15 protein-coding genes are annotated in these 17,645 nt (G+C 65.6%); 6 read left to right on the plus strand and 9 right to left on the minus strand.

What is annotated here, in order from left to right; translation table 11 throughout:
* The first annotated feature begins 111 nt into the window (after positions 1-111).
* Positions 112-303, plus strand: a complete 192-nt coding sequence (locus IVB23_RS25620) for a DUF1192 domain-containing protein (RefSeq protein WP_028182499.1) — start codon at positions 112-114, stop codon at positions 301-303.
* Between the two features lie 610 nt (positions 304-913).
* Entirely contained in the window at positions 914-1,423 is a 510-nt protein-coding gene (locus tag IVB23_RS25625; protein WP_061880931.1) for a DUF1465 family protein, read from the plus strand.
* A gap of 191 nt (positions 1,424-1,614) precedes the next feature.
* Here IVB23_RS25625 and rpmE read toward each other — a convergent pair whose 3' ends face one another.
* On the minus strand, positions 1,615-1,842 hold the full coding sequence (gene rpmE, locus IVB23_RS25630) for a 50S ribosomal protein L31 (RefSeq protein ID WP_028182497.1): 228 nt from the start codon (positions 1,840-1,842) through the stop codon (positions 1,615-1,617).
* Positions 1,843-2,039: 197 nt separating this feature from the next.
* Here rpmE and IVB23_RS25635 point away from each other — a divergent pair, with 197 nt between their 5' ends.
* Positions 2,040-3,890, plus strand: coding sequence for an ABC transporter ATP-binding protein/permease (locus IVB23_RS25635; RefSeq protein ID WP_247800468.1), 1,851 nt, complete (start codon positions 2,040-2,042; stop codon positions 3,888-3,890).
* A 24-nt stretch (positions 3,891-3,914) separates the two neighbouring features.
* Here IVB23_RS25635 and IVB23_RS25640 read toward each other — a convergent pair whose 3' ends face one another.
* The 3 genes from IVB23_RS25640 to IVB23_RS25650 form a co-directional block, all read right to left on the minus strand.
* Complete coding sequence (locus IVB23_RS25640) at positions 3,915-4,361, minus strand: GNAT family N-acetyltransferase (RefSeq protein ID WP_197964949.1); 447 nt, start codon at positions 4,359-4,361, stop codon at positions 3,915-3,917.
* 109 nt (positions 4,362-4,470) lie between these two features.
* Positions 4,471-5,499, minus strand: a complete 1,029-nt coding sequence (locus IVB23_RS25645; protein ID WP_061880929.1) for a peptidoglycan -binding protein — start codon at positions 5,497-5,499, stop codon at positions 4,471-4,473.
* A 165-nt stretch (positions 5,500-5,664) separates the two neighbouring features.
* The gene (locus tag IVB23_RS25650; RefSeq protein WP_061880928.1) at positions 5,665-6,681 is read right to left on the minus strand and encodes a hypothetical protein; all 1,017 of its coding nucleotides are present in this window, start codon (positions 6,679-6,681) and stop codon (positions 5,665-5,667) included.
* A 168-nt stretch (positions 6,682-6,849) separates the two neighbouring features.
* On the opposite strand from IVB23_RS25650, the gene IVB23_RS25655 reads away from it, so the two are divergent.
* The 3 genes from IVB23_RS25655 to IVB23_RS25665 all read left to right on the plus strand — a co-directional run bounded on the left by IVB23_RS25655 (position 6,850) and on the right by IVB23_RS25665 (position 12,450).
* Positions 6,850-7,869: a cyclopropane-fatty-acyl-phospholipid synthase family protein gene (locus tag IVB23_RS25655; protein WP_247800469.1), complete on the plus strand. Its 1,020-nt coding sequence runs from the start codon at positions 6,850-6,852 to the stop codon at positions 7,867-7,869.
* Between the two features lie 228 nt (positions 7,870-8,097).
* Entirely contained in the window at positions 8,098-9,291 is a 1,194-nt protein-coding gene (locus IVB23_RS25660; protein WP_247800470.1) for an efflux RND transporter periplasmic adaptor subunit, read from the plus strand.
* A gap of 6 nt (positions 9,292-9,297) precedes the next feature.
* The gene (locus IVB23_RS25665) at positions 9,298-12,450 is read left to right on the plus strand and encodes a multidrug efflux RND transporter permease subunit (RefSeq protein ID WP_247800471.1); all 3,153 of its coding nucleotides are present in this window, start codon (positions 9,298-9,300) and stop codon (positions 12,448-12,450) included.
* 136 nt (positions 12,451-12,586) lie between these two features.
* On the opposite strand, the gene IVB23_RS25670 is transcribed toward IVB23_RS25665, so the two are convergent.
* The 5 genes from IVB23_RS25670 to fba all read right to left on the minus strand — a co-directional run bounded on the left by IVB23_RS25670 (position 12,587) and on the right by fba (position 17,605).
* Positions 12,587-13,378: an inositol monophosphatase family protein gene (locus IVB23_RS25670; protein ID WP_061880924.1), complete on the minus strand. Its 792-nt coding sequence runs from the start codon at positions 13,376-13,378 to the stop codon at positions 12,587-12,589.
* 98 nt (positions 13,379-13,476) lie between these two features.
* Positions 13,477-14,553, minus strand: a complete 1,077-nt coding sequence (locus IVB23_RS25675) for a tetratricopeptide repeat protein (RefSeq protein ID WP_247800472.1) — start codon at positions 14,551-14,553, stop codon at positions 13,477-13,479.
* The gene (locus IVB23_RS25680; RefSeq protein ID WP_247800473.1) at positions 14,550-15,251 is read right to left on the minus strand and encodes a thiamine phosphate synthase; all 702 of its coding nucleotides are present in this window, start codon (positions 15,249-15,251) and stop codon (positions 14,550-14,552) included. Before IVB23_RS25680 ends, IVB23_RS25675 begins: the two co-directional genes overlap by 4 nt.
* Positions 15,252-15,254: 3 nt before the next feature.
* Positions 15,255-16,280 carry a class I fructose-bisphosphate aldolase gene (locus tag IVB23_RS25685; RefSeq protein WP_061880921.1) on the minus strand — a complete coding sequence of 342 codons (1,026 nt, stop codon included), beginning with the start codon at positions 16,278-16,280 and terminating at the stop codon, positions 15,255-15,257.
* 257 nt (positions 16,281-16,537) lie between these two features.
* Positions 16,538-17,605, minus strand: a complete 1,068-nt coding sequence (fba, locus tag IVB23_RS25690) for a class II fructose-bisphosphate aldolase (protein WP_061880920.1) — start codon at positions 17,603-17,605, stop codon at positions 16,538-16,540.
* Positions 17,606-17,645 lie beyond the last annotated feature (40 nt).

The following is a 17,645-nucleotide window of genomic DNA, read 5'->3' on the forward strand; positions in this document are numbered from 1 at the left end:
ATGTTGCGCGCTCGCGAAAGTCACTGCACATTTCTCCTTGTACAGAAACGATAGCATTCCAGGATGGAGAACGCCAGATCGGCGTCCTTCAGGACCGCTCGGGAGACACACATGGCCATGGAAGACGACGACCGCCCGCGCAGGAAGATCACGCACGAAATCGGCCAGGATCTTTCACTGTTGTCGGTCGAGGAGCTGACCGAGCGCGTCGCGCTGCTCAAGACCGAGATCGCAAGACTGGAGGAAGCCGCCACCAGGAAGCGCGCCTCGCGCGATGCGGCAGATCACTTTTTCAAGAAGTAGCGGTCGCCACACAACGACTGTCGTCCCGGACAAGCGCGCCCCAAGCGCGCGCCGATCCGGGACCCATACTCCCAGGACGAGGTCGTTGCGCGAGGCCGGCAACTCCCGAGTCCCCGTCACCACATCCGCCGGTGGCTATGGATCCCGGATCTGCGCTCCGCTTGTCCGGGATGGCGGCGGAGTGTGTCGCTGAGTTGGGTGACCGCCAACTCTTGTTCCGCCCACTCGGCCGCTGGCCGACATGGCTAACGAACTCTCAAAAAATTAGCTCGTTTACGCTCGATTAAGCTTTCGGGTTTATGACTGGAACTGTCCTCGTTTGGACACCGAGTGGCTCCTGTCCACTCTGTTTGACGCCTCCCTGTTATCAACTTTCAAAGCCGCCGGTCTCCGGCGGCTCTTTTTTTGCGCAAAGTGCAACGGATGCAGCTTCGCGTCGAGAAGACGTGTCGAAACAGGAATATCCCCTCAGTTGCACTTGCGAGGAATGACCCGCGGAAACCATATCCGCGCTTGTCACTGGACTCCGCGCTCCGCCCGCGCAATGATTTGTTCATCATAAGCCGGCGCCAAGCCGGACAGTCAGACAGTTGCGTAAGGGGCGTTAACCATGGAACGTTTGCAGGCCGAAGGCGCTCTCGTTCAGCTCAGCGAGCGGTTCACCAATTCTGCGGCGTTCGGCGTTCTGTTCCGTGAAGGCATGGACCTCGTCGAAGAGACCGCCGCCTATCTCGACGGCGCCGGCCGCGTCGAGGCCAAGGCACTCGATCGCGCCGTCAGCCTCACCTATGCGACCGAGAGCATGCGCCTCACCACGCGCCTGATGCAGCTTGCCTCCTGGCTGCTGCTGCATCGCGCGGTGAAGGAGGGCGAGATGACGCTGAGCCAGGCCAACCGCGAGAAGACCAAGGTGAAGCTCACCGCGGCCGATCCCGGTCCCGCCGACACCATCGAGAAGCTGCCCGCGCAGCTCCAGGAGCTGATCCATCGCTCGATGAGTCTGCAGACCCGCGTGCGCCGCCTCGACAGCACGATCCACACTCCGCCGGCCGAGCACGTGGCGATCGGCAACCCGCTGGTGCCGCACCTCAACGCGCTGAAGGCGGCGTTCGAGCGGTAATATTGTCAACAATCTCGGTCGTCATTCCGGGACGCGCCACTTGGCGCGGGCCCGGAATCCATACTCCCGATCGTGGTTATGGATTCCGGGCTCGCCCTTCGGGCGCCCCGGAATGACGGCAAACAAAAACGCCCCCGGCTTGCGGGGGCGTTTTCGTCTCCAGCTTTTTCGTCTCCAGCCTTGCGGCCGGCTCAATCCTTTTTGAGAAAGCCCGAAAACTTCTTCTGGAAGCGCGAAACGCGGCCGCCGCGGTCCATGATCTGCGTGGAGCCGCCGGTCCAGGCCGGGTGCGACTTCGGGTCGATGTCGAGGTTCAGCGTGTCGCCTTCCTTGCCCCAGGTCGAGCGGGTCAGGTACTCGGTTCCGTCGGTCATGACGACCTTAATCGTATGATAATCCGGATGAATTTCGGCTTTCATGGCAATTCCTCGGCGCTCCGGCGCCTTCTTGGGTGGCTAGCGAATGACGGATTTGGGCGGCTCTATACCGCACGAAACCTTGCAAAACAAGCCATGTCGGGCCGTCGAACCGGGTTTGCCCCTAAGGGACTTCCCGGATTTGCCACTACCCCTACACCAGCCTATTGGGTGCAAACCAATGCAACAGGTCGGATATCATGAGCGCAGTGGAACGGCTTGATGACCAGCATGTCAATCGGCCCGCAATGAACGCCGCGGACATCCCGTCGATCGAGGCCGAGCTGATCGAAGAGCCCGCCAAGGGGCGCGCCAAGCTGAGGCCGCTGCTTGGGCTCGCGCCCTATGTGAGCCGCTATCGCGGCCGGGCGGCGCTGGCCTTCGTCGCGCTCACGGTCGCTGCGCTGACGACGCTGCTGGTGCCGATCGCGGTGCGAAGGATGATCGATTTCGGCCTGACGCCTGAGGGCATCGAGCTGATCAACAGCTACTTCTCGGTGATGCTCGCGGTGGTGGGCGTGCTCGCGCTCGCGAGCGCGGCGCGCTACTATCTCGTGATGACGATCGGCGAACGCATCGTCGCCGACCTCAGGCGCGACGTCTTCGCCCATCTGCTCTCGCTCTCCCCCGCCTTCTTCGATTCCGCCCGCAGCGGCGAATTGATCTCGCGGCTCACCGCCGACACGACCCAGCTCAAATCGGCCGTCGGCGCCTCGGTCTCGATCGCGTTGCGCAACCTGATGATGTTCCTGGGCGCCGCGGCGATGATGGTGATCACGAGCCCGAAGCTGTCCGGCTTCGTGCTGCTGGCCATTCCCTTGATCGTGCTACCGCTGGTGGCCTTCGGGCGCTGGGTGCGGCGCCTGTCGCGCAATGCACAGGATACGCTCGCCGAAGCCTCGGCCTATGCCGGCGAGCTGGTCGGCGCGATCCGCACCGTGCAAGCCTATACCAGCGAGCAGTTTGCCGAGAAGCGTTTCGGTGGCGAGGTCGAACAGGCCTATGAAGCCGCGCGAACCTCGACCCAGGCCCGCGCAGTGCTCACGGCCATCATCATCTTCATCGTGTTCGCAAGCGTGGTCGCCATCCTCTGGATCGGCTCGCACGACGTGCTGAGTGGCGCGATCACGCCGGGCCGGCTCGGCCAGTTCGTGCTCTATGCCGTGTTCGCCGCGGCGGGCCTCGGCCAGCTCAGCGAGGTCTGGGGCGAGGTCTCGGCCGCCTCCGGCGCGGCCGAGCGCCTGTTCGAGATCCTGCACGTGAAGCCCGAGATCACAGCGCCCGCGGCGCCGCGGGCGCTGCCGGTGCCCGCGCGCGGCGAGGTCGGCTTCGATCAGGTCAGCTTCGCCTATCCGGCGCGGTCCGACGTCAAGGTGCTCGACGCCGTGTCGTTCACCGTGCGCCCCGGCGAGAAGGTCGCGATCGTCGGTCCCTCCGGCGCCGGCAAGAGCACGATCTTTCATCTTCTGCTGCGCTTCTACGATCCGCGCAGCGGGACGATCTCGCTCGACGGCGTGCCGGTCAGATCCGCCGACCCGCGCGATTTCCGCGCCCGCATCGCGCTGGTGCCGCAGGACTCGGTGGTGTTCGCCGCGACCGCCCGCGAGAACATCCGCTTCGGCCGGCCCGATGCGAGCGATGCCGAGGTCGAGCGTGCCGCCGAGCTCGCGCATGCCGCCGAGTTCATCCGCCGCCTGCCCGAAGGTTTCGAGACGGCGCTCGGCGAGCGCGGCGTGACGCTGTCCGGCGGCCAGCGCCAGCGCATTGCGATCGCGCGCGCCATCCTGCGCGATGCGCCGCTGCTGCTGCTGGACGAGGCCACGTCCGCGCTCGACGCCGAAAGCGAGACGCTGGTCCAGACCGCGCTGGAAGAGCTGATGCGCCACCGCACCACGCTCGTCATCGCGCATCGCCTCGCCACCGTGCTCTCCTGCGACCGCATCCTGGTGATGGACCAGGGCCGGATCGTCGAGCAGGGCACGCATGCCGAGCTCGTGGCGGCGAACGGACTCTATGCGAGGCTGGCGCGGCTGCAGTTCGAGGGCGCGTGAGAGGGGCAACGCTGGAGAGAACGCCTACGCCTTCCACACCATCTTCAGCACCGGCCGGCCCGAGGTCGGGTTCACGTCGTCGCCGGCATGGGCAAAGCCGTTGCGCTCGTAGAAGCGGATGGCGCGGGCATTGTCCTTGTTGACGAGCAGCGTGATTCCTCCCGGCGAGAGACGCTTGGCCTCGTCCACCAGCAGCCGCGCTGCATCCGAGCCCCAATGCTCCGGATCGACCACGAGCTGGTCGAGATAGCCTTCGCCATCGATCGTGACGAAACCGGTCAGCGCACCATCCTGCTCCGCCACCGCGATCGAGGCCTTCGGCACCAGGTCCTTGCGCCAGCGCTCGCGCCACCATTCCAGCCGTGCCGCGAAGTCGATCTGCGGATAGGCCTGCTGCCAGGTGCGATGCCAGAGCTCGATCGCCGCGGCTTCGTCCTCGGGTCGGTAAGGGCGGAGGTGAAGCGCAGAGATCATTGTTGGGCTCCGTCATTCCGGGGCGCCCAGAGGGCGAACCCGGAATCTCGAGATTCCGGGTTCGATGCTTCGCATCGCCCCGGAACGACTGCCACAAGCGACTCCACTACCGCTCCGTCAGCTTCAGCTCGATGCGGCGGTTGCGCTTGTAGGCCTCCTCGGTGTTCCCTGGATCGAGCGGCTGGAATTCGCCGAAGCCGGCCGCGACGAGACGCTGGGCGGGCACGCCGAGCGAGATGAGATATTGCACCACCGAGATCGAGCGCGCCGCGGACAGGTCCCAGTTCGACTTGAAGTTCGGGCCGTTGACCGGACGCACATCGGTATGGCCGTCGACGCGCAATACCCAGGGGATTTCGCTCGGGATCTTCTTGTCGAGCTCGATCAGCGCGGTCGCCAGCGTGTCGAGCTCGGCGCGGCCCTCGGGCAGCAAGGTCGCCTGGCCGGTATCGAAGAACACTTCGGACTGGAACACGAAGCGGTCGCCGACGATGCGGATGTCGGGGCGGTTGCCGAGGATGGCGCGCAGGCGGCCGAAGAATTCGGAGCGGTAGCGCGACAATTCCTGCACGCGCTGCGCCAGGGCAACGTTCAGGCGAGAGCCCAGATCGGCAATTCGATTTTGCGATTCCTTGTCGCGCTTCTCGGATGCATCCAGGGCCTCTTCCAGCGCCGCCAATTGCCGCCTGAGCGCGCTGATCTGCTGGTTCAACACCTCGATCTGCGCCAAGGCCCGCGCCGAGACGGCCTTCTCCGAGTCCAGCGCCTTGCCGAGTTCGGCGGTCTTGCCTTGCGCGTCATTGCCGGCGGCGGCAAGGCCGTCATAGAGACCCTTGATGCGGTCGCGCTCGGACTCGGCCGAGGCGAGGCCCGCCCTCAATTGCGAGACCTGGTCGTCGAGGCTGAGCTTGCCGAGCTTTTCCAGCGACAGGAGCTCGTTGAGCTGGGCGATCTTGGCGTTGAGCTGTTCCAGCGCCTTGTCCTTGCCGGTGACCTCCTGCGACAGGAAGAACTGTACGACCAGAAACACCGACAGCAGGAACACGATCGACAGCACCAGCGTCGACAGCGCGTCGACGAAGCCGGGCCAGTAGTTGAAGGCGCCTTCGCTGCGGCGGCCGCGCGCTAGAGCCATTTACGTCTCTCCGTTTCTCTCGTGTCCCGGACGCGGTGCAGCGCCCTTGGCGATGCGCCGCTGAGCCGGGACCCGGCGTTAGGTAGAAGATTCTGGGCCCCGGCTCAGAGCGATGCATCACTTCGTGCTGCATTGCGTCCGGGGCACGAAACCTCCGTCCCCGCCTCAGCTCTTCTCCGGCTGGCGCGCGATGCGCTCCAACAGGCGCCGGATCTCGCGGTTCTGCTCGCCCTGGCCGTCGGCCCATTCGCGGATCATCTGCTGTTCGGTGCGCATGTGCGAGACCAGCGCCTGGATCGCCTCGGCAAGGCTCGCCATCGCCGCCGTTGTGCCGCGGCTGGCGCTGCCTTCCTCGAACACGGAGCGCAGCCGTTCGACCGCGGCCTGGAGCTCGCCGCTAGCGACGCCGCCGCCTGCCGCAACGGGCGGCGCTTCGCCGTTGCCATATTCGCGCACGGTGGTGGCGAGCCAGTCTTCGAGGTCGGTGTAGAAGCGGTTCTGCGCCTGGCTCGATTGCAGGTCGAGGAAGCCGAGGATCAGGGAGCCGGCGAGGCCGAACAGCGAGCTGGAGAACGAGATCCCCATGCCGCCGAGCGGGGCGGCGAGGCCCTCCTTGAGCGTGTCGAACAGTGAGCCGGCATCGCCGCCGACCTTGAGCCCGTCGATCACCTTGCCGACCGAGCCGACCGTCTCGATCAGGCCCCAGAAGGTGCCGAGCAGGCCGAGGAAGACAAGGAGGCCGGTCATGTAGCGCGAGATGTCGCGGGCCTCGTCGAGGCGCGTCGCGATGGAATCGAGCAAATGCCGCATCGTGGTCTGGGTGATGGTCATCCGCCCGGAGCGCTCGCCGCCGAGGATCGCCGCCATCGGCGCCAGCAGCTTCGGGTGCCGGGCCGGCGCCAGGCCGGGGTCGGCGATGCGGAAATTGTTGACCCAGGAGACTTCGGGATAGAGCCGGATGACCTGGCGGAAGGCCAGCACGATGCCGATGAACAGCACTGCCCCGATCAGGGCATTGAGCCCGGGATTGGCGAAGAAGGCCTGGATGATCTGCTTGTAGAGCACCACGCCAACCAGCGTGCACAGCACCAGGAAGACCAGCATCCGCACCAGGAAGACGCTGGGCGAGGACAGTTTCGTGTACTCGATATCCAAGGTGGAGCGGGAAGTGCCAGACGGCATGGCCGGTATCATCCGTTACGTAAGCTTGCTTGCGGTGCGCACTATGGCACAGCGCCCGTCCAAAAAAAGCGCCGGATGCGCCAATTTCGGGGACAGCTGGGGGAACCGGGGCCGGAAGCGGCGCTTTGATGAGCTGGTATCTGCAGAAGCTCGCCGTTCGGGAGGTGCATGAGCGTCGTTTCCGCGATCATCGGGAGTGCCGAACGCGTCCCGCTGCCGGACGTGATCATCCGTGCCGCGATCCAGCGCTTGTGCTCCCGCACGGCGAGCGGCCTGTCCGCGCTGGGCGCCGCCGATGACGCCGCCTTCGCTGGGCGGATGATGCTGCGGCCGATTGCCGAGGGTGCGGGGACCCGGCACGACGAGGCGCCTGCTTCCTTCTTCGCCGAAGTGCTCGGCCCCAACCGCAAATTCTCCTCCTGCTTCTACAAGACAGACGCGAGCACCTTGCGGGAGGCGGAGGAGGAGGCGCTGCGCCAGACCGTCGAGCATGCCGATCTTGCCGACGGCCAGACCATCCTCGAGCTCGGTTGCGGCTGGGGCTCGCTGTCGCTGTGGATGGCGCGGCAGTTTCCTCATGCAAAGGTGACGGTGGTGTCGGGCTCGCAGGCGCAGTGCGCCCATGTCGAGGAGGAGGCGCGGCTCCGCGGACTCCTGAACCTGCGCGCGGTCACCGCGGACATGAACGTGTTCGAGCCCGAAGGCCAGTTCGACCGCATCGTCTCGGTCGAGATGTTCGGGCAGATGACGAACTGGCGCAAGCTGATGACACGGGTGCGGTCATGGCTGGCGTCGGAGGGGCGGCTCTTCATGCAGGTCGCCACCCATCGCTCGGGCTCGCAGCTGTTCGACCGGCTCGATCGCAACGACTGGATCGCGCAGCACGTCTTCACGGGCGGGCTGATGCCGAGCCATCACCTCGTCAGGCAATTCGACGATATCTTTGCGATCGAGAAGGAATGGTGCTGGAGCGGTACGCATTACCAGCGCACCGCCAACGACTGGCTCGCCAATTTCGATGCGCATCGCGGCCCCATCGAGCCGTCCTTGCGCAGGGTCTACGGCGAGGAGACTGCTCCCTGCATGCGTCGCTGGCGCTGGTTCCTCCTCGCAACATCCTGCCTGTTCGGCTACGCCGGTGGAACCGAATGGGGAATCAGCCATTATCGGCTGAAAGCCGCCGAGTGATTGCGGTGTTCGGTCGCAGCACGCGGCGGTGGAACTAGACTCACAATCCGGTGATTCGAGAAAAGGCCTCTGAAGTCAACGAGTTAGGTCGTGTGACAATGAGCCGCCCGCAACACGCGTTGCGTCGCAGCAAGTCCATTCTATTTTGAGGCCATCGGCGCGCGAAAGGAGTCCAGGACGGGCCCACGGAGCGTGAGCAGTATCAACAACATCGGGGCACCACACTTCATGTCAGGACTTCGCGCGCGATCGGCATGCGTTGCATTGATGCTCGCGGCCCTTGCGCCGCTCCTTGGTGCTTGCGACGAATCCAGCTCCGCCGTGTCCGCGGCCCAGCCTGCCGCTCCTGACGTGAGCGTCGTCGTCGTCAAGCCGCAGCCGCGCGCCGTGGTGCGCGAACTGCCGGGCCGCATCGCACCGACCCGTGTCTCCGACGTGCGGCCTCGCGTCTCCGGCAACGTGGTCGAGCGTCTGTTCCGCCAGGGCAGCGAGGTGAAGGCGGGCGATCCGCTCTACCGCATCGATCCGCGTCCCTTTGAGGTCGAGGTGATGGCCAACGAGGCCGCGCTTGCCAAGGCCGAGGCGGCATTGATGCAGGCCAAGCAGCAGGCGCATCGTATCGCCACCCTCACCAAGGATCGCGCTGCCCCGGAAGCCGAGAACGAGAAGGCGATCGCGGGCGAACGCCAGGCCCACGCCGAGGTCGAGGGCCGCAAGGCCGAGCTCGCGCGGGCAAAGCTCAATCTCGACTACGCCACCGTGCGCGCGCCGATCGACGGCGTGGTCGGTGCGGCGCTGGTCAGCGAGGGCGCGCTCGCCGTGCAGAACGAGACCAATCTCGCCACCATCCAGCAGCTCGATCCGATCTACGCCGACTTCACCCAGTCGGTGAATGAACTCAACCAGCTCCGCCGTGCCTTCGAGACCGGCGACCTTGAGCGCATCGCCGCTGATGCCGCCAAGGTGCGCTTGGTGCTCGACGACAACACCATCTATTCGCTCGACGGCAAACTGCTGTTTTCCGACGCCAAGGTCGACGCCAATACCGGGCAGGTGACGTTGCGCGGCGAGTTCCCCAACCCGAAGCGCGAACTGCTGCCGGGCATGTATGTCCGGGTCCGCATCGACCAGGGTCTCGATTCCGACGCGATCGCGGTGCCGCAGCAGGCGGTCCAGCGCAATGGCGGCGGCGGCAGCGAGGTGTTCGTCGTCAAGGACGACAACCACATCGCGGTGCAGCCGGTGCGCACGGGATCGGTGCAGGACGGACTCTGGTTCGTCACCGAAGGCCTGAAGGCCGGTGACAAGGTCGTGGTCGAAGGTTTCCAGAAATTCGCGGCCGGCGACAAGGTCAAGCCGCAATCCTGGTCGGAGGCGGAAGCGACCGCGGACAACCGGCACGCCCAGCAGCTCACGCGGTAACGCGCTATGCCGAGCTTTTTCATCGACAGGCCGATCTTCGCCTGGGTGGTCGCGCTGTTCATCTGCTTGATCGGCGCGATCGCGGTGCCGCTGCTGCCGATCGCGCAATATCCGATCATCGCGCCGCCCTCGATCTCGATCTCGACCAGTTATCCCGGTGCGTCGCCCGAAAACCTCTACAACAGCGTCACGCGGCTGATCGAGGAGGAGCTCAACGGCGCCTCCGGCATTCTCAATTTCGAATCGACCAGCGACTCGCTCGGCCAGGTCGAGATCATCGCCAATTTCCAGCCCGGCACCGATACCAACGACGCCTCGGTGGAAGTTCAGAACCGCATCAAGCGCGTCGAGGCGCGCCTGCCGCGCGCGGTGATGCAGCAGGGCATCCTGATCGAGGAAGCCTCCAGCGCGGTGCTTCAGATCATCACGCTGAGTTCGACCGACGGCAGCCTGGATGAGGTCGGCCTCGGCGACTTCATGATCCGCAACGTGCTGGGTGAGATCCGCCGAATTCCCGGCGTCGGTCGCGCCACGCTGTACTCGACCGAGCGCAGCTTGCGCGTCTGGGTCGATCCGGCCAAGCTCGTCGGCTATGGGCTGACCGCCGATGACGTCAACAAGGCCATCGCCGCGCAGAACGCGCAGGTGGCCTCCGGCAGCATCGGTGCCGAACCTTCGACGTCCAGCCAGCGCACCTCGACGCTGGTGCTGGTCAAGGGGCAACTCTCCTCGCCGGACGAATTCGGCGCCATCATCCTGCGCGCCAATGCCGACGGCTCGACCGTGCGCCTGCGCGATGTCGCGCGCGTCGAGGTCGGCGGGCTCAGCTACCAGTTCAACACGCGCCTCAACGGCAAGCCGACCGCGGGTCTGTCGGTGCTGATGTCGCCGACCGGCAATGCGCTGGCAACCGCGAGCGCGGTCGAAGCGAAGATGAAGGAGCTGTCGCGCTTCTTCCCGGCCAACATCACCTACGAGATCCCCTACAACATCACGCCCGTGGTCGAGGCCTCGATCAAGAAGGTGCTGACGACGCTGGTCGAAGCCGTGGTGCTGGTGTTCGTGGTGATGTTCCTGTTCCTCCAGAACATCCGCTACACCATCATTCCGACCATCGTGGTGCCGGTGGCGCTGTTGGGCGCCTGTTCCACGCTGCTGCTCGCCGGCTACTCCATCAACATGCTCTCGATGTTCGGCATGGTGCTTGCGGTCGGCATCCTCGTCGACGACGCCATCGTCGTGGTCGAGAACGTCGAACGCATCATGGCCGAGGAAGGCCTGCCGCCGAAGGAAGCCACGCGCAAGGCGATGTCGCAGATCACCGGTGCCATCATCGGCATCACCCTGGTGCTGATGGCGGTGTTCGTGCCGATGGCGTTCTTCCCGGGCTCGGTCGGCATCATCTACCGCCAGTTCTCCGTCACCATGGTCGCCGCGATCGGCTTCTCCGCCTTCCTCGCGCTGTCGCTGACGCCGGCGCTGTGTGCGACCCTGCTCAAGCCAATCGCCAAGGGGCACGGTCATTCCAGCAATTTCGTGTTCGGCTGGTTCAATCACATGCTGGAGGCCGCGCGGTTTCGCTATGCGGGTACGGTCGGTTTCTCGCTGAAGCGCACCGGGCGCCTGATGCTGGTCTATGCCGCGCTGCTGGTCGGCCTGTCCTGGGCCTTCGTCAGCCTGCCCGGCGGCTTCCTGCCCGTCGACGACCAGGGCTTCGTCACCACCGACGTGCAGACGCCGTCGGATTCGTCCTACGCCCGCACCGAGGCCGTGATCGAGAAGGTCGAAAAATACCTCGCGGCACGGCCGGGAATCAAGGATGTCACCTTCCTCACGGGCTTCAGCTTCTCCGGCCAGGGCATGAACACCGCGCAGGCCTTCATCACGCTGAAGGACTGGTCGGAGCGCGGACCCAAGGATTCCGCCGCGGCGATCGTCAACGATATCAACCGCGACCTCTCATCGATCCGCGACGCCAAGATCTCGGCGCTGCAGCCGCCGCCGATCGACAATCTCGGCAACTCCTCCGGATTCTCGTTCCGCCTTCAGGACCGCGGCCAGAAGGGCTATTCGGCCTTGATGCGCGCTGCGGACCAGCTGATCGCGGCGGCCAATGCGAGCCCGGTGCTTCAGAAGGTCTACATCGAAGGCCTGCCCGAGGCAGGCGTGGTCAATCTCATGATCGACCGCGAGAAGGCCGGCGCCTTCGGCGTCACCTTCGAGGACATCAACAACACCATCTCCACCAATCTCGGCTCGAACTACATCAACGACTTCCCGAACCGCGGCCGCATGCAGCGTGTCGTCGTGCAGGCCGACGCGCGCGACCGCATGCGGACCGAGGACATCCTCAACTACAACGTCAAGAACAGCCGCGGCCAGCTGGTGCCGTTCTCGTCCTTTGCCACGGTGGAATGGGCCCGCGGTCCGACGCAGATCGCCGGCTTCAACTATTATCCGGCGGTGCGCATCTCCGGCGAAGCCAGGCCCGGCTTCACCTCGGGCGATGCGATCGCCGAGATGGAGCAGCTTGCTGACAGACTGCCGCGCGGCTTCGGCTATGAATGGACCGGACAATCGCTCCAGGAAAAACTGTCGGGCTCGCAGGCGCCATTCCTGCTGGCGCTCTCGGTATTCGTGGTGTTCCTGTGTCTGGCCGCGCTGTACGAGAGCTGGACCATTCCGCTCGCGGTGCTGCTGACCGTGCCGCTCGGCATCGTCGGCGCCGTCGCCGCCGCCATGCTGCGCGGCCTGCCCAACGACGTCTACTTCACCGTCGGCCTGATCACCATCATCGGCCTCGCCGCGAAGGACGCGATCCTGATCATCGAGTTCGCGAAGGATCTGCGCAAGGAAGGCAAGCCGCTGGTGGAAGCCACCATCGAGGCGTGCCGCCTGCGCTTCCGCCCGATCCTGATGACCGGCCTCGCCTTCATCTGCGGCGTGCTGCCGATGGCGATCGCGCATGGCGCCGGCGGCGCCAGCCAGCAGGCGCTGGGCAGCATCGTGATGGGCGGCATGATCGCGGTGGTGATCCTGGCGCTCCTGATGGTGCCGGTGTTCTTCGTCTCGGTGCAGCGCGTGCTGGGCGGGGACCGGGAGCCGGCGCCGGCGAAGGACCATGAGGCCTACGGCCCGCCGGTGCGAGCAAGGCCGTAAGGAAAACTGTCATGCCCCGCGCAGGCGGGGCATCCAGTACGCCGCGGCTTCTCGGTATCCGACTGACGTCTCTGGAATACTGGATCATCCGCCTTCGCGGATGATGACGGCGGAGTGTGGAGCGCGAGCTCCTGCCTTACGCAGGCTTCCGCAAAATCTTCACCAGCTCCCCGTGCACGTACTCATTGCCGCACACCACGTCCCCGGTCACCAGCGCATCGCCGGGCGTGTTGATATCGCTCACCGTGCCGCCGGCTTCGCGCACCATCAGCATACCGGCGGCGATGTCCCAGGATTGCAGATTGCGCTCCCAATACCCGTCGAGGCGGCCGGCGGCGACGAAGGCGAGGTCGAGCGAGGCGGCGCCGAAGCGGCGCAGGCCCGCGACGCGATTCTGGATCGCGGTCATCTCGCGGCGGAATTCCTCGTGGTCGCCGCGGCCGATATGGGGCAGGCCGCAGGCCACCACGCATTCGTTCAGCTGGCGGCGGCCGGCCACGCGCAGGCGCTGGTCGTTGAGGAAGGCGCCCTTGCCGCGCTCGGCGATGTAGAGCTCGTCATTGGCGGGGTTGTAGATCACGCCGGCGATGATCGTGCCTTCACGGGCGAGGCCGATCGAGATCGCGAATTGCGGGATGCCGTGCAGGAAATTGGTGGTGCCGTCGAGCGGATCGACGATCCAGGTGTGGCTCTTGTCGGTGCCTTCGCGGGTGCCGCCCTCTTCGCCGATGAAGCCGTAGCCGGGCCTCGCCTTGGCGAGGTCCTGATAGAGGATCTCCTCGGCGCGCTTGTCGGCGAGCGAGACGAAATTCGCCGGCCCCTTCAGCGAGACCTGGAGATGCTCGATCTCGCCGAGATCGCGCTTGAGGCTGCGGCCGGCGCGGCGCGCGGCCTTGACCATGACGTTGATAGTGGCGGAATACAGCATGAGCTCTGGACTTGATCGGGGGCGGGGGATCAGGGGCAGTGACGGAACGTCGCGCCTGTTTGAGGGATTGGGTGCCCTGCGAGGGCGCTTGCGTCAAGTCATTTGGTCCCGAGCCATTTCTTGGCGGCGGCCTCAGCCTTGGCCCGCTCCTCGGCTGGCAGATCGTATAATTGCTTGTCGAGATCGGGGTCGCCCTTGCCGGCCGTTTTGGCCACCAGGTGCCATTTGAAGCCCTCGACCTTGTCCATGGGTGTACCCACGCCATTGATCAGCACCCATGCCAGCCGGTTCTGCGCGATCGCGCTGCCCTGACGGGACGCCTTGCGCAGCAGGGCTACGGCCGCCGGCTGGTTCTTCGGCGTGCCGGTGCCGTTGAACATCGCGATCGCATATTCGACCTCGGCATCGACATTGTCGGCGAGCGAGGCGGCCTGGAGCAGCCGCACCGCACGTTCCGGGTCCTTCGGCACACCGGTGCCTTCCTTGTAGAAGGTCGCGAGCGCGTATTGCGCCTCGGGCAGGCCTGCATCGGCGGCCTGGCGCAGCAGCTCCGCCGAGCGCTTGACGTCCTGCGGCAGGGTCTGGCCGTCCAGATAGAGCAAGGCGAGATTATAGGCGGCCTTGGGCTCGCCGAGCTTGGCGGCAGAGGCCATCAGCTTGACCGCCTCGCCCTTGTCGACCGGGCCGCCGCGGCCCGACATGCGCAGCATGGCGAGCGCGAACATCGCCTCGCGATCGCCGGAATCGGCGGCGCGCTTGTACCATTCGGCCGCCTTGGCGTAGTCGCGCCGGATGCCCATGGCGTTGGAATAGAGCTCGCCGAGCATGGTCATCGCCTTGGGATCGCCTGCTTGCGCGCGGGCGGTGGCGAGCTCGAACGCGGTCTTGTACTGACCGCGCTGGTAGGCGCCGTAGACAAGATCGACGTTGGGATCGTCGGTCGGCGGCGCGGGGATCACGGTCGCGGCCGGCTTGGGCGAGGAGGAGGGCTTGGGGGACGCCGAAGGTTTCGGCGCAGGAGCGGCCTCCTTCTTCTTGGTGATCGTGTGCGGTCTGGGCTTCTTTTTTTCGGCGGGAGCGCTCGGCGTTGCGGCCGGCGGCGTGATCTGGAGCTGCGCGGCCGCGGGCGCCGTGAGCAGCAGCGCGGCCAGCATGGTGATGTGCGGAAGCTTCATGTCGGGCGCTGGCCGTGCTCCTGACCCGCAGGATCCTGGCTCGCCGGCGCCGTCGCATGGGCCTTCTTGATCGCAGCGTCGGCCTCGACCAGCGCCGCCTTGGGCCCGCGCGGATCGGCCCAGATGAAGTCGCCGACCAGCACGAAATCGGCGCCGCTGGCGGCGAAATCGTGGGCCTCTTCCAGTGACGTGGCAAAGCCGACGCAGGGCGGCTCGAACAGCTCGGCCCACCAGTCCAGCCGTTCGGTGATGGCCTGGGATGAAGGGCGCTGGCCTTTCTTGTCGGGCTCGCCGAACAGCACATAGTCGGCGCCCATCTCGCCCGCGCTCATGGAATCGTGCCGCGTGGCGAGGCCGCCGACGCCGGCGATGCGATCGGGCTTGAGCGAGGGCGCCGCCTCTTCCAGCGCGGCAAGGCCGGTGAGGTGCGCGCCGTCGGCGCCGCCGCGCGCGACGATGTCAGGATGGCCATCGACGAGGAGGGCTGCGCCTGCCTTCTGCACCGGCGGTGCCAACGCCTTGACGCGCGAGATCATGGTGCGCTGGTCGGTCTCCTTCAGCCGCAGCAGCACGGCCGCGACATCGGCCGAAGCGAGCAGGCCCGGCAAATCGGCGACGAGCCGCGCAGGGTCATCGACAATAGGCGTCGCGAGGTAGAGACGCGGCGCCGGGCGCGGCGGAGGCGGTTTGTTCGACAAGATCTAGGCTGCCTTCTGTTCCAGGCTGCTTTGCCATTCGCCCTTGGCGGCAAGGCCGTTCATCCGCGCGCGATGGCTGAAGGCGCGCTGTCCGGCCGCGACGTTCTCAGGCCTCCCGGACCAGGCCTTCTGCGGCGCGGCCTGGAGCGCGCGGCCGTAGGAGAAGGTCAGGCCCCAGGGCAGCGGGCCGAGCTTGTGCATGGCATTGAGATGCGCAGTCGCTTCCTCGTCGGACTGGCCGCCGGAGAGGAAAGCGATGCCGGGCACCGCTGCGGGCACGCAGGCCTTGAGCAGCCGGATCGTCTTCTCCGCGACCTCCTCGACGGAGGCCTGCTTCGGACACTTCTTGCCTGAGATTGCCATGTTCGGCTTCAGCACCATGCCTTCGAGCGCAACGCGCTGCACGCGCAACTCCTGGAAGGTCTTGTTGAGCACGCGGCTCGTCACGTCATAGCAGCGGTCGATGTCGTGGTCGCCGTCCATCAGCACTTCCGGCTCGACGATCGGCACGATCTGCGCGGCCTGGCACAGCGCGGCGTAGCGCGCCAGCGCGTGGGCGTTGACGCTGATCGCGGTCATCGAGGGAATGCCGCTGCCGATGTCGATCACCGCACGCCATTTGGCGAAACGCGCGCCGCGCTCGTAATATTTCTTCAGCCGCTCGGCGAGCTTGTCGAGCCCGACCGTGACGAGCTCGCCCGGACACATCGGCAGGGCCTGCGTGCCCTCGTCGACCTTGATCCCCGGGATGGCGCCGCTCTGCTCGATCAGCCTGACCAGCGGCGTGCCGTCCTTGGCATCCTGCCAGATCGTCTCGTCATAGAGGATCACGCCGGAGATGTACTGGCTCATGGCGTCCTTGGCGCGAAACAGCATCTCGCGATAGTCGCGGCGGTTCTCTTCCGTCGATTCCACGCCGATGGCGTCGAAGCGCTTCTTGATGGTGCCGGAGGATTCGTCGGCGGCAAGGATGCCCTTGCCTGATACGACCATGGCGGTGGCGATCCTGTTGAGCTCAGTCAGATTCATCGAGAGGTCCTCCCAAATCGATTCTGCCCTTGCCCGCAAAAATAGACCGTTCTCGGGCAATTGCCGAGTTAACGTTCGTCGCAGGGTAAAAGGGAGGGAGATCGTGCGACAAGAGAGCCCGTCATTCCGGGATGCGCCGGAAGGCGCAGGCCCGGAATCCATAACCCCAGGCTGTGGTTATGGATTCCGGGCTCGCCGCTTTGCGGCGCCCCGGAATGACGGAGAGAGTGTGCGGGCCCTCGCGACTTCGCGATCGCTTACGCCACCTTGGGGTCGAGCTCGCCCTTGGCGTAGCGCTTGGCCATCTCGGCGGTGGTCAGCACCCTCTTGATCTTGGAGGCCTGGCCGGCGGTATTGAATTCCTGAAGCCGCTGCTTGCACAGCCTGGTCATCGCTTCCATCGCCGGCTTCAAATATTTGCGCGGATCGAACTCTTCCGGATTGTCCTTGAGCACCTTGCGGATCTGGCCGGTCATCGCCATGCGGTTGTCGGTGTCGATGTTGATCTTGCGCACGCCGTTCTTGATGCCGCGCTGGATCTCGGCGACAGGCACGCCCCAGGTCGGCTTCATCTTGCCGCCATAGGCGTTGATGATGTCCTGGAGATCCTGCGGCACCGACGAGGAGCCGTGCATGACGAGATGGGTGTTCGGCAGCTTGCGGTGGATCTCCTCGATCACGTTCATGGCGAGGATGTCGCCGTCGGGCTTGCGGGTAAATTTGTAAGCACCGTGAGAAGTCCCCATCGCGATCGCGAGCGCGTCGACCTTGGTCTCCTGCACGAACTTCACCGCCTCGTCCGGATTGGTCAGGAGCTGGTCGTGGCTGAGCTTGCCCTCGGCGCCGTGGCCGTCTTCCTTGTCGCCCATGCCGGTTTCGAGCGAACCGAGCACGCCGAGCTCGCCTTCCACCGAGATGCCGCCGAGATGGGCCATGTCGGTCACGGTCTTGGTGACGCCGACATTGTAGCCCCAGTCGCCGGGGGTCTTGCCGTCGGCCTTGAGCGAGCCGTCCATCATGACCGAGGTGAAGCCGGCCTGGATCGCGGTCATGCAGGTCGCGGGCTCGTTGCCGTGGTCGAGATGCACGCAGACCGGAATGTGCGGATAGATCTCGGTCACCGCGTCCATCATGTGCTTGAGCATGACGTCGTTGGCGTAGGAGCGGGCGCCGCGCGAGGCCTGGATGATGACGGGCGCGTCGACCTGGTTGGCCGCGTCCATGATCGCCAGCGCCTGCTCCATGTTGTTGATGTTGAAGGCCGGTACGCCGTAATCGTTCTCCGCCGCGTGGTCGAGCAGTTGACGTAACGTGATCCGAGCCATCTGTGTCTTTCTCCCGTTGGGGCCCTGCAAGGCTGACTTG

It is taken from the genome of Bradyrhizobium sp. 191 (assembly GCF_023100985.1).
In the GTDB taxonomy this organism is placed as follows: domain Bacteria; phylum Pseudomonadota; class Alphaproteobacteria; order Rhizobiales; family Xanthobacteraceae; genus Bradyrhizobium; species Bradyrhizobium diversitatis.

What these genes read in the sequence shown, in the direction of transcription:
- IVB23_RS25675 (WP_247800472.1), bottom strand. Translation starts at nt 14,553, where the DNA reads ATGAAGCTTCCGCACATCACCATGCTGGCCGCGCTGCTGCTCACGGCG.
- fba (WP_061880920.1), bottom strand. Translation starts at nt 17,605, where the DNA reads ATGGCTCGGATCACGTTACGTCAACTGCTCGACCACGCGGCGGAGAAC.
- IVB23_RS25665 (WP_247800471.1), top strand. Translation starts at nt 9,298, where the DNA reads ATGCCGAGCTTTTTCATCGACAGGCCGATCTTCGCCTGGGTGGTCGCG.
- IVB23_RS25670 (WP_061880924.1), bottom strand. Translation starts at nt 13,378, where the DNA reads ATGCTGTATTCCGCCACTATCAACGTCATGGTCAAGGCCGCGCGCCGC.
- IVB23_RS25645 (WP_061880929.1), bottom strand. Translation starts at nt 5,499, where the DNA reads ATGGCTCTAGCGCGCGGCCGCCGCAGCGAAGGCGCCTTCAACTACTGG.
- IVB23_RS25660 (WP_247800470.1), top strand. Translation starts at nt 8,098, where the DNA reads ATGTCAGGACTTCGCGCGCGATCGGCATGCGTTGCATTGATGCTCGCG.
- IVB23_RS25625 (WP_061880931.1), top strand. Translation starts at nt 914, where the DNA reads ATGGAACGTTTGCAGGCCGAAGGCGCTCTCGTTCAGCTCAGCGAGCGG.
- IVB23_RS25685 (WP_061880921.1), bottom strand. Translation starts at nt 16,280, where the DNA reads ATGAATCTGACTGAGCTCAACAGGATCGCCACCGCCATGGTCGTATCA.
- IVB23_RS25650 (WP_061880928.1), bottom strand. Translation starts at nt 6,681, where the DNA reads ATGCCGTCTGGCACTTCCCGCTCCACCTTGGATATCGAGTACACGAAA.
- rpmE (WP_028182497.1), bottom strand. Translation starts at nt 1,842, where the DNA reads ATGAAAGCCGAAATTCATCCGGATTATCATACGATTAAGGTCGTCATG.
- IVB23_RS25620 (WP_028182499.1), top strand. Translation starts at nt 112, where the DNA reads ATGGCCATGGAAGACGACGACCGCCCGCGCAGGAAGATCACGCACGAA.
- IVB23_RS25635 (WP_247800468.1), top strand. Translation starts at nt 2,040, where the DNA reads ATGAGCGCAGTGGAACGGCTTGATGACCAGCATGTCAATCGGCCCGCA.
- IVB23_RS25655 (WP_247800469.1), top strand. Translation starts at nt 6,850, where the DNA reads ATGAGCGTCGTTTCCGCGATCATCGGGAGTGCCGAACGCGTCCCGCTG.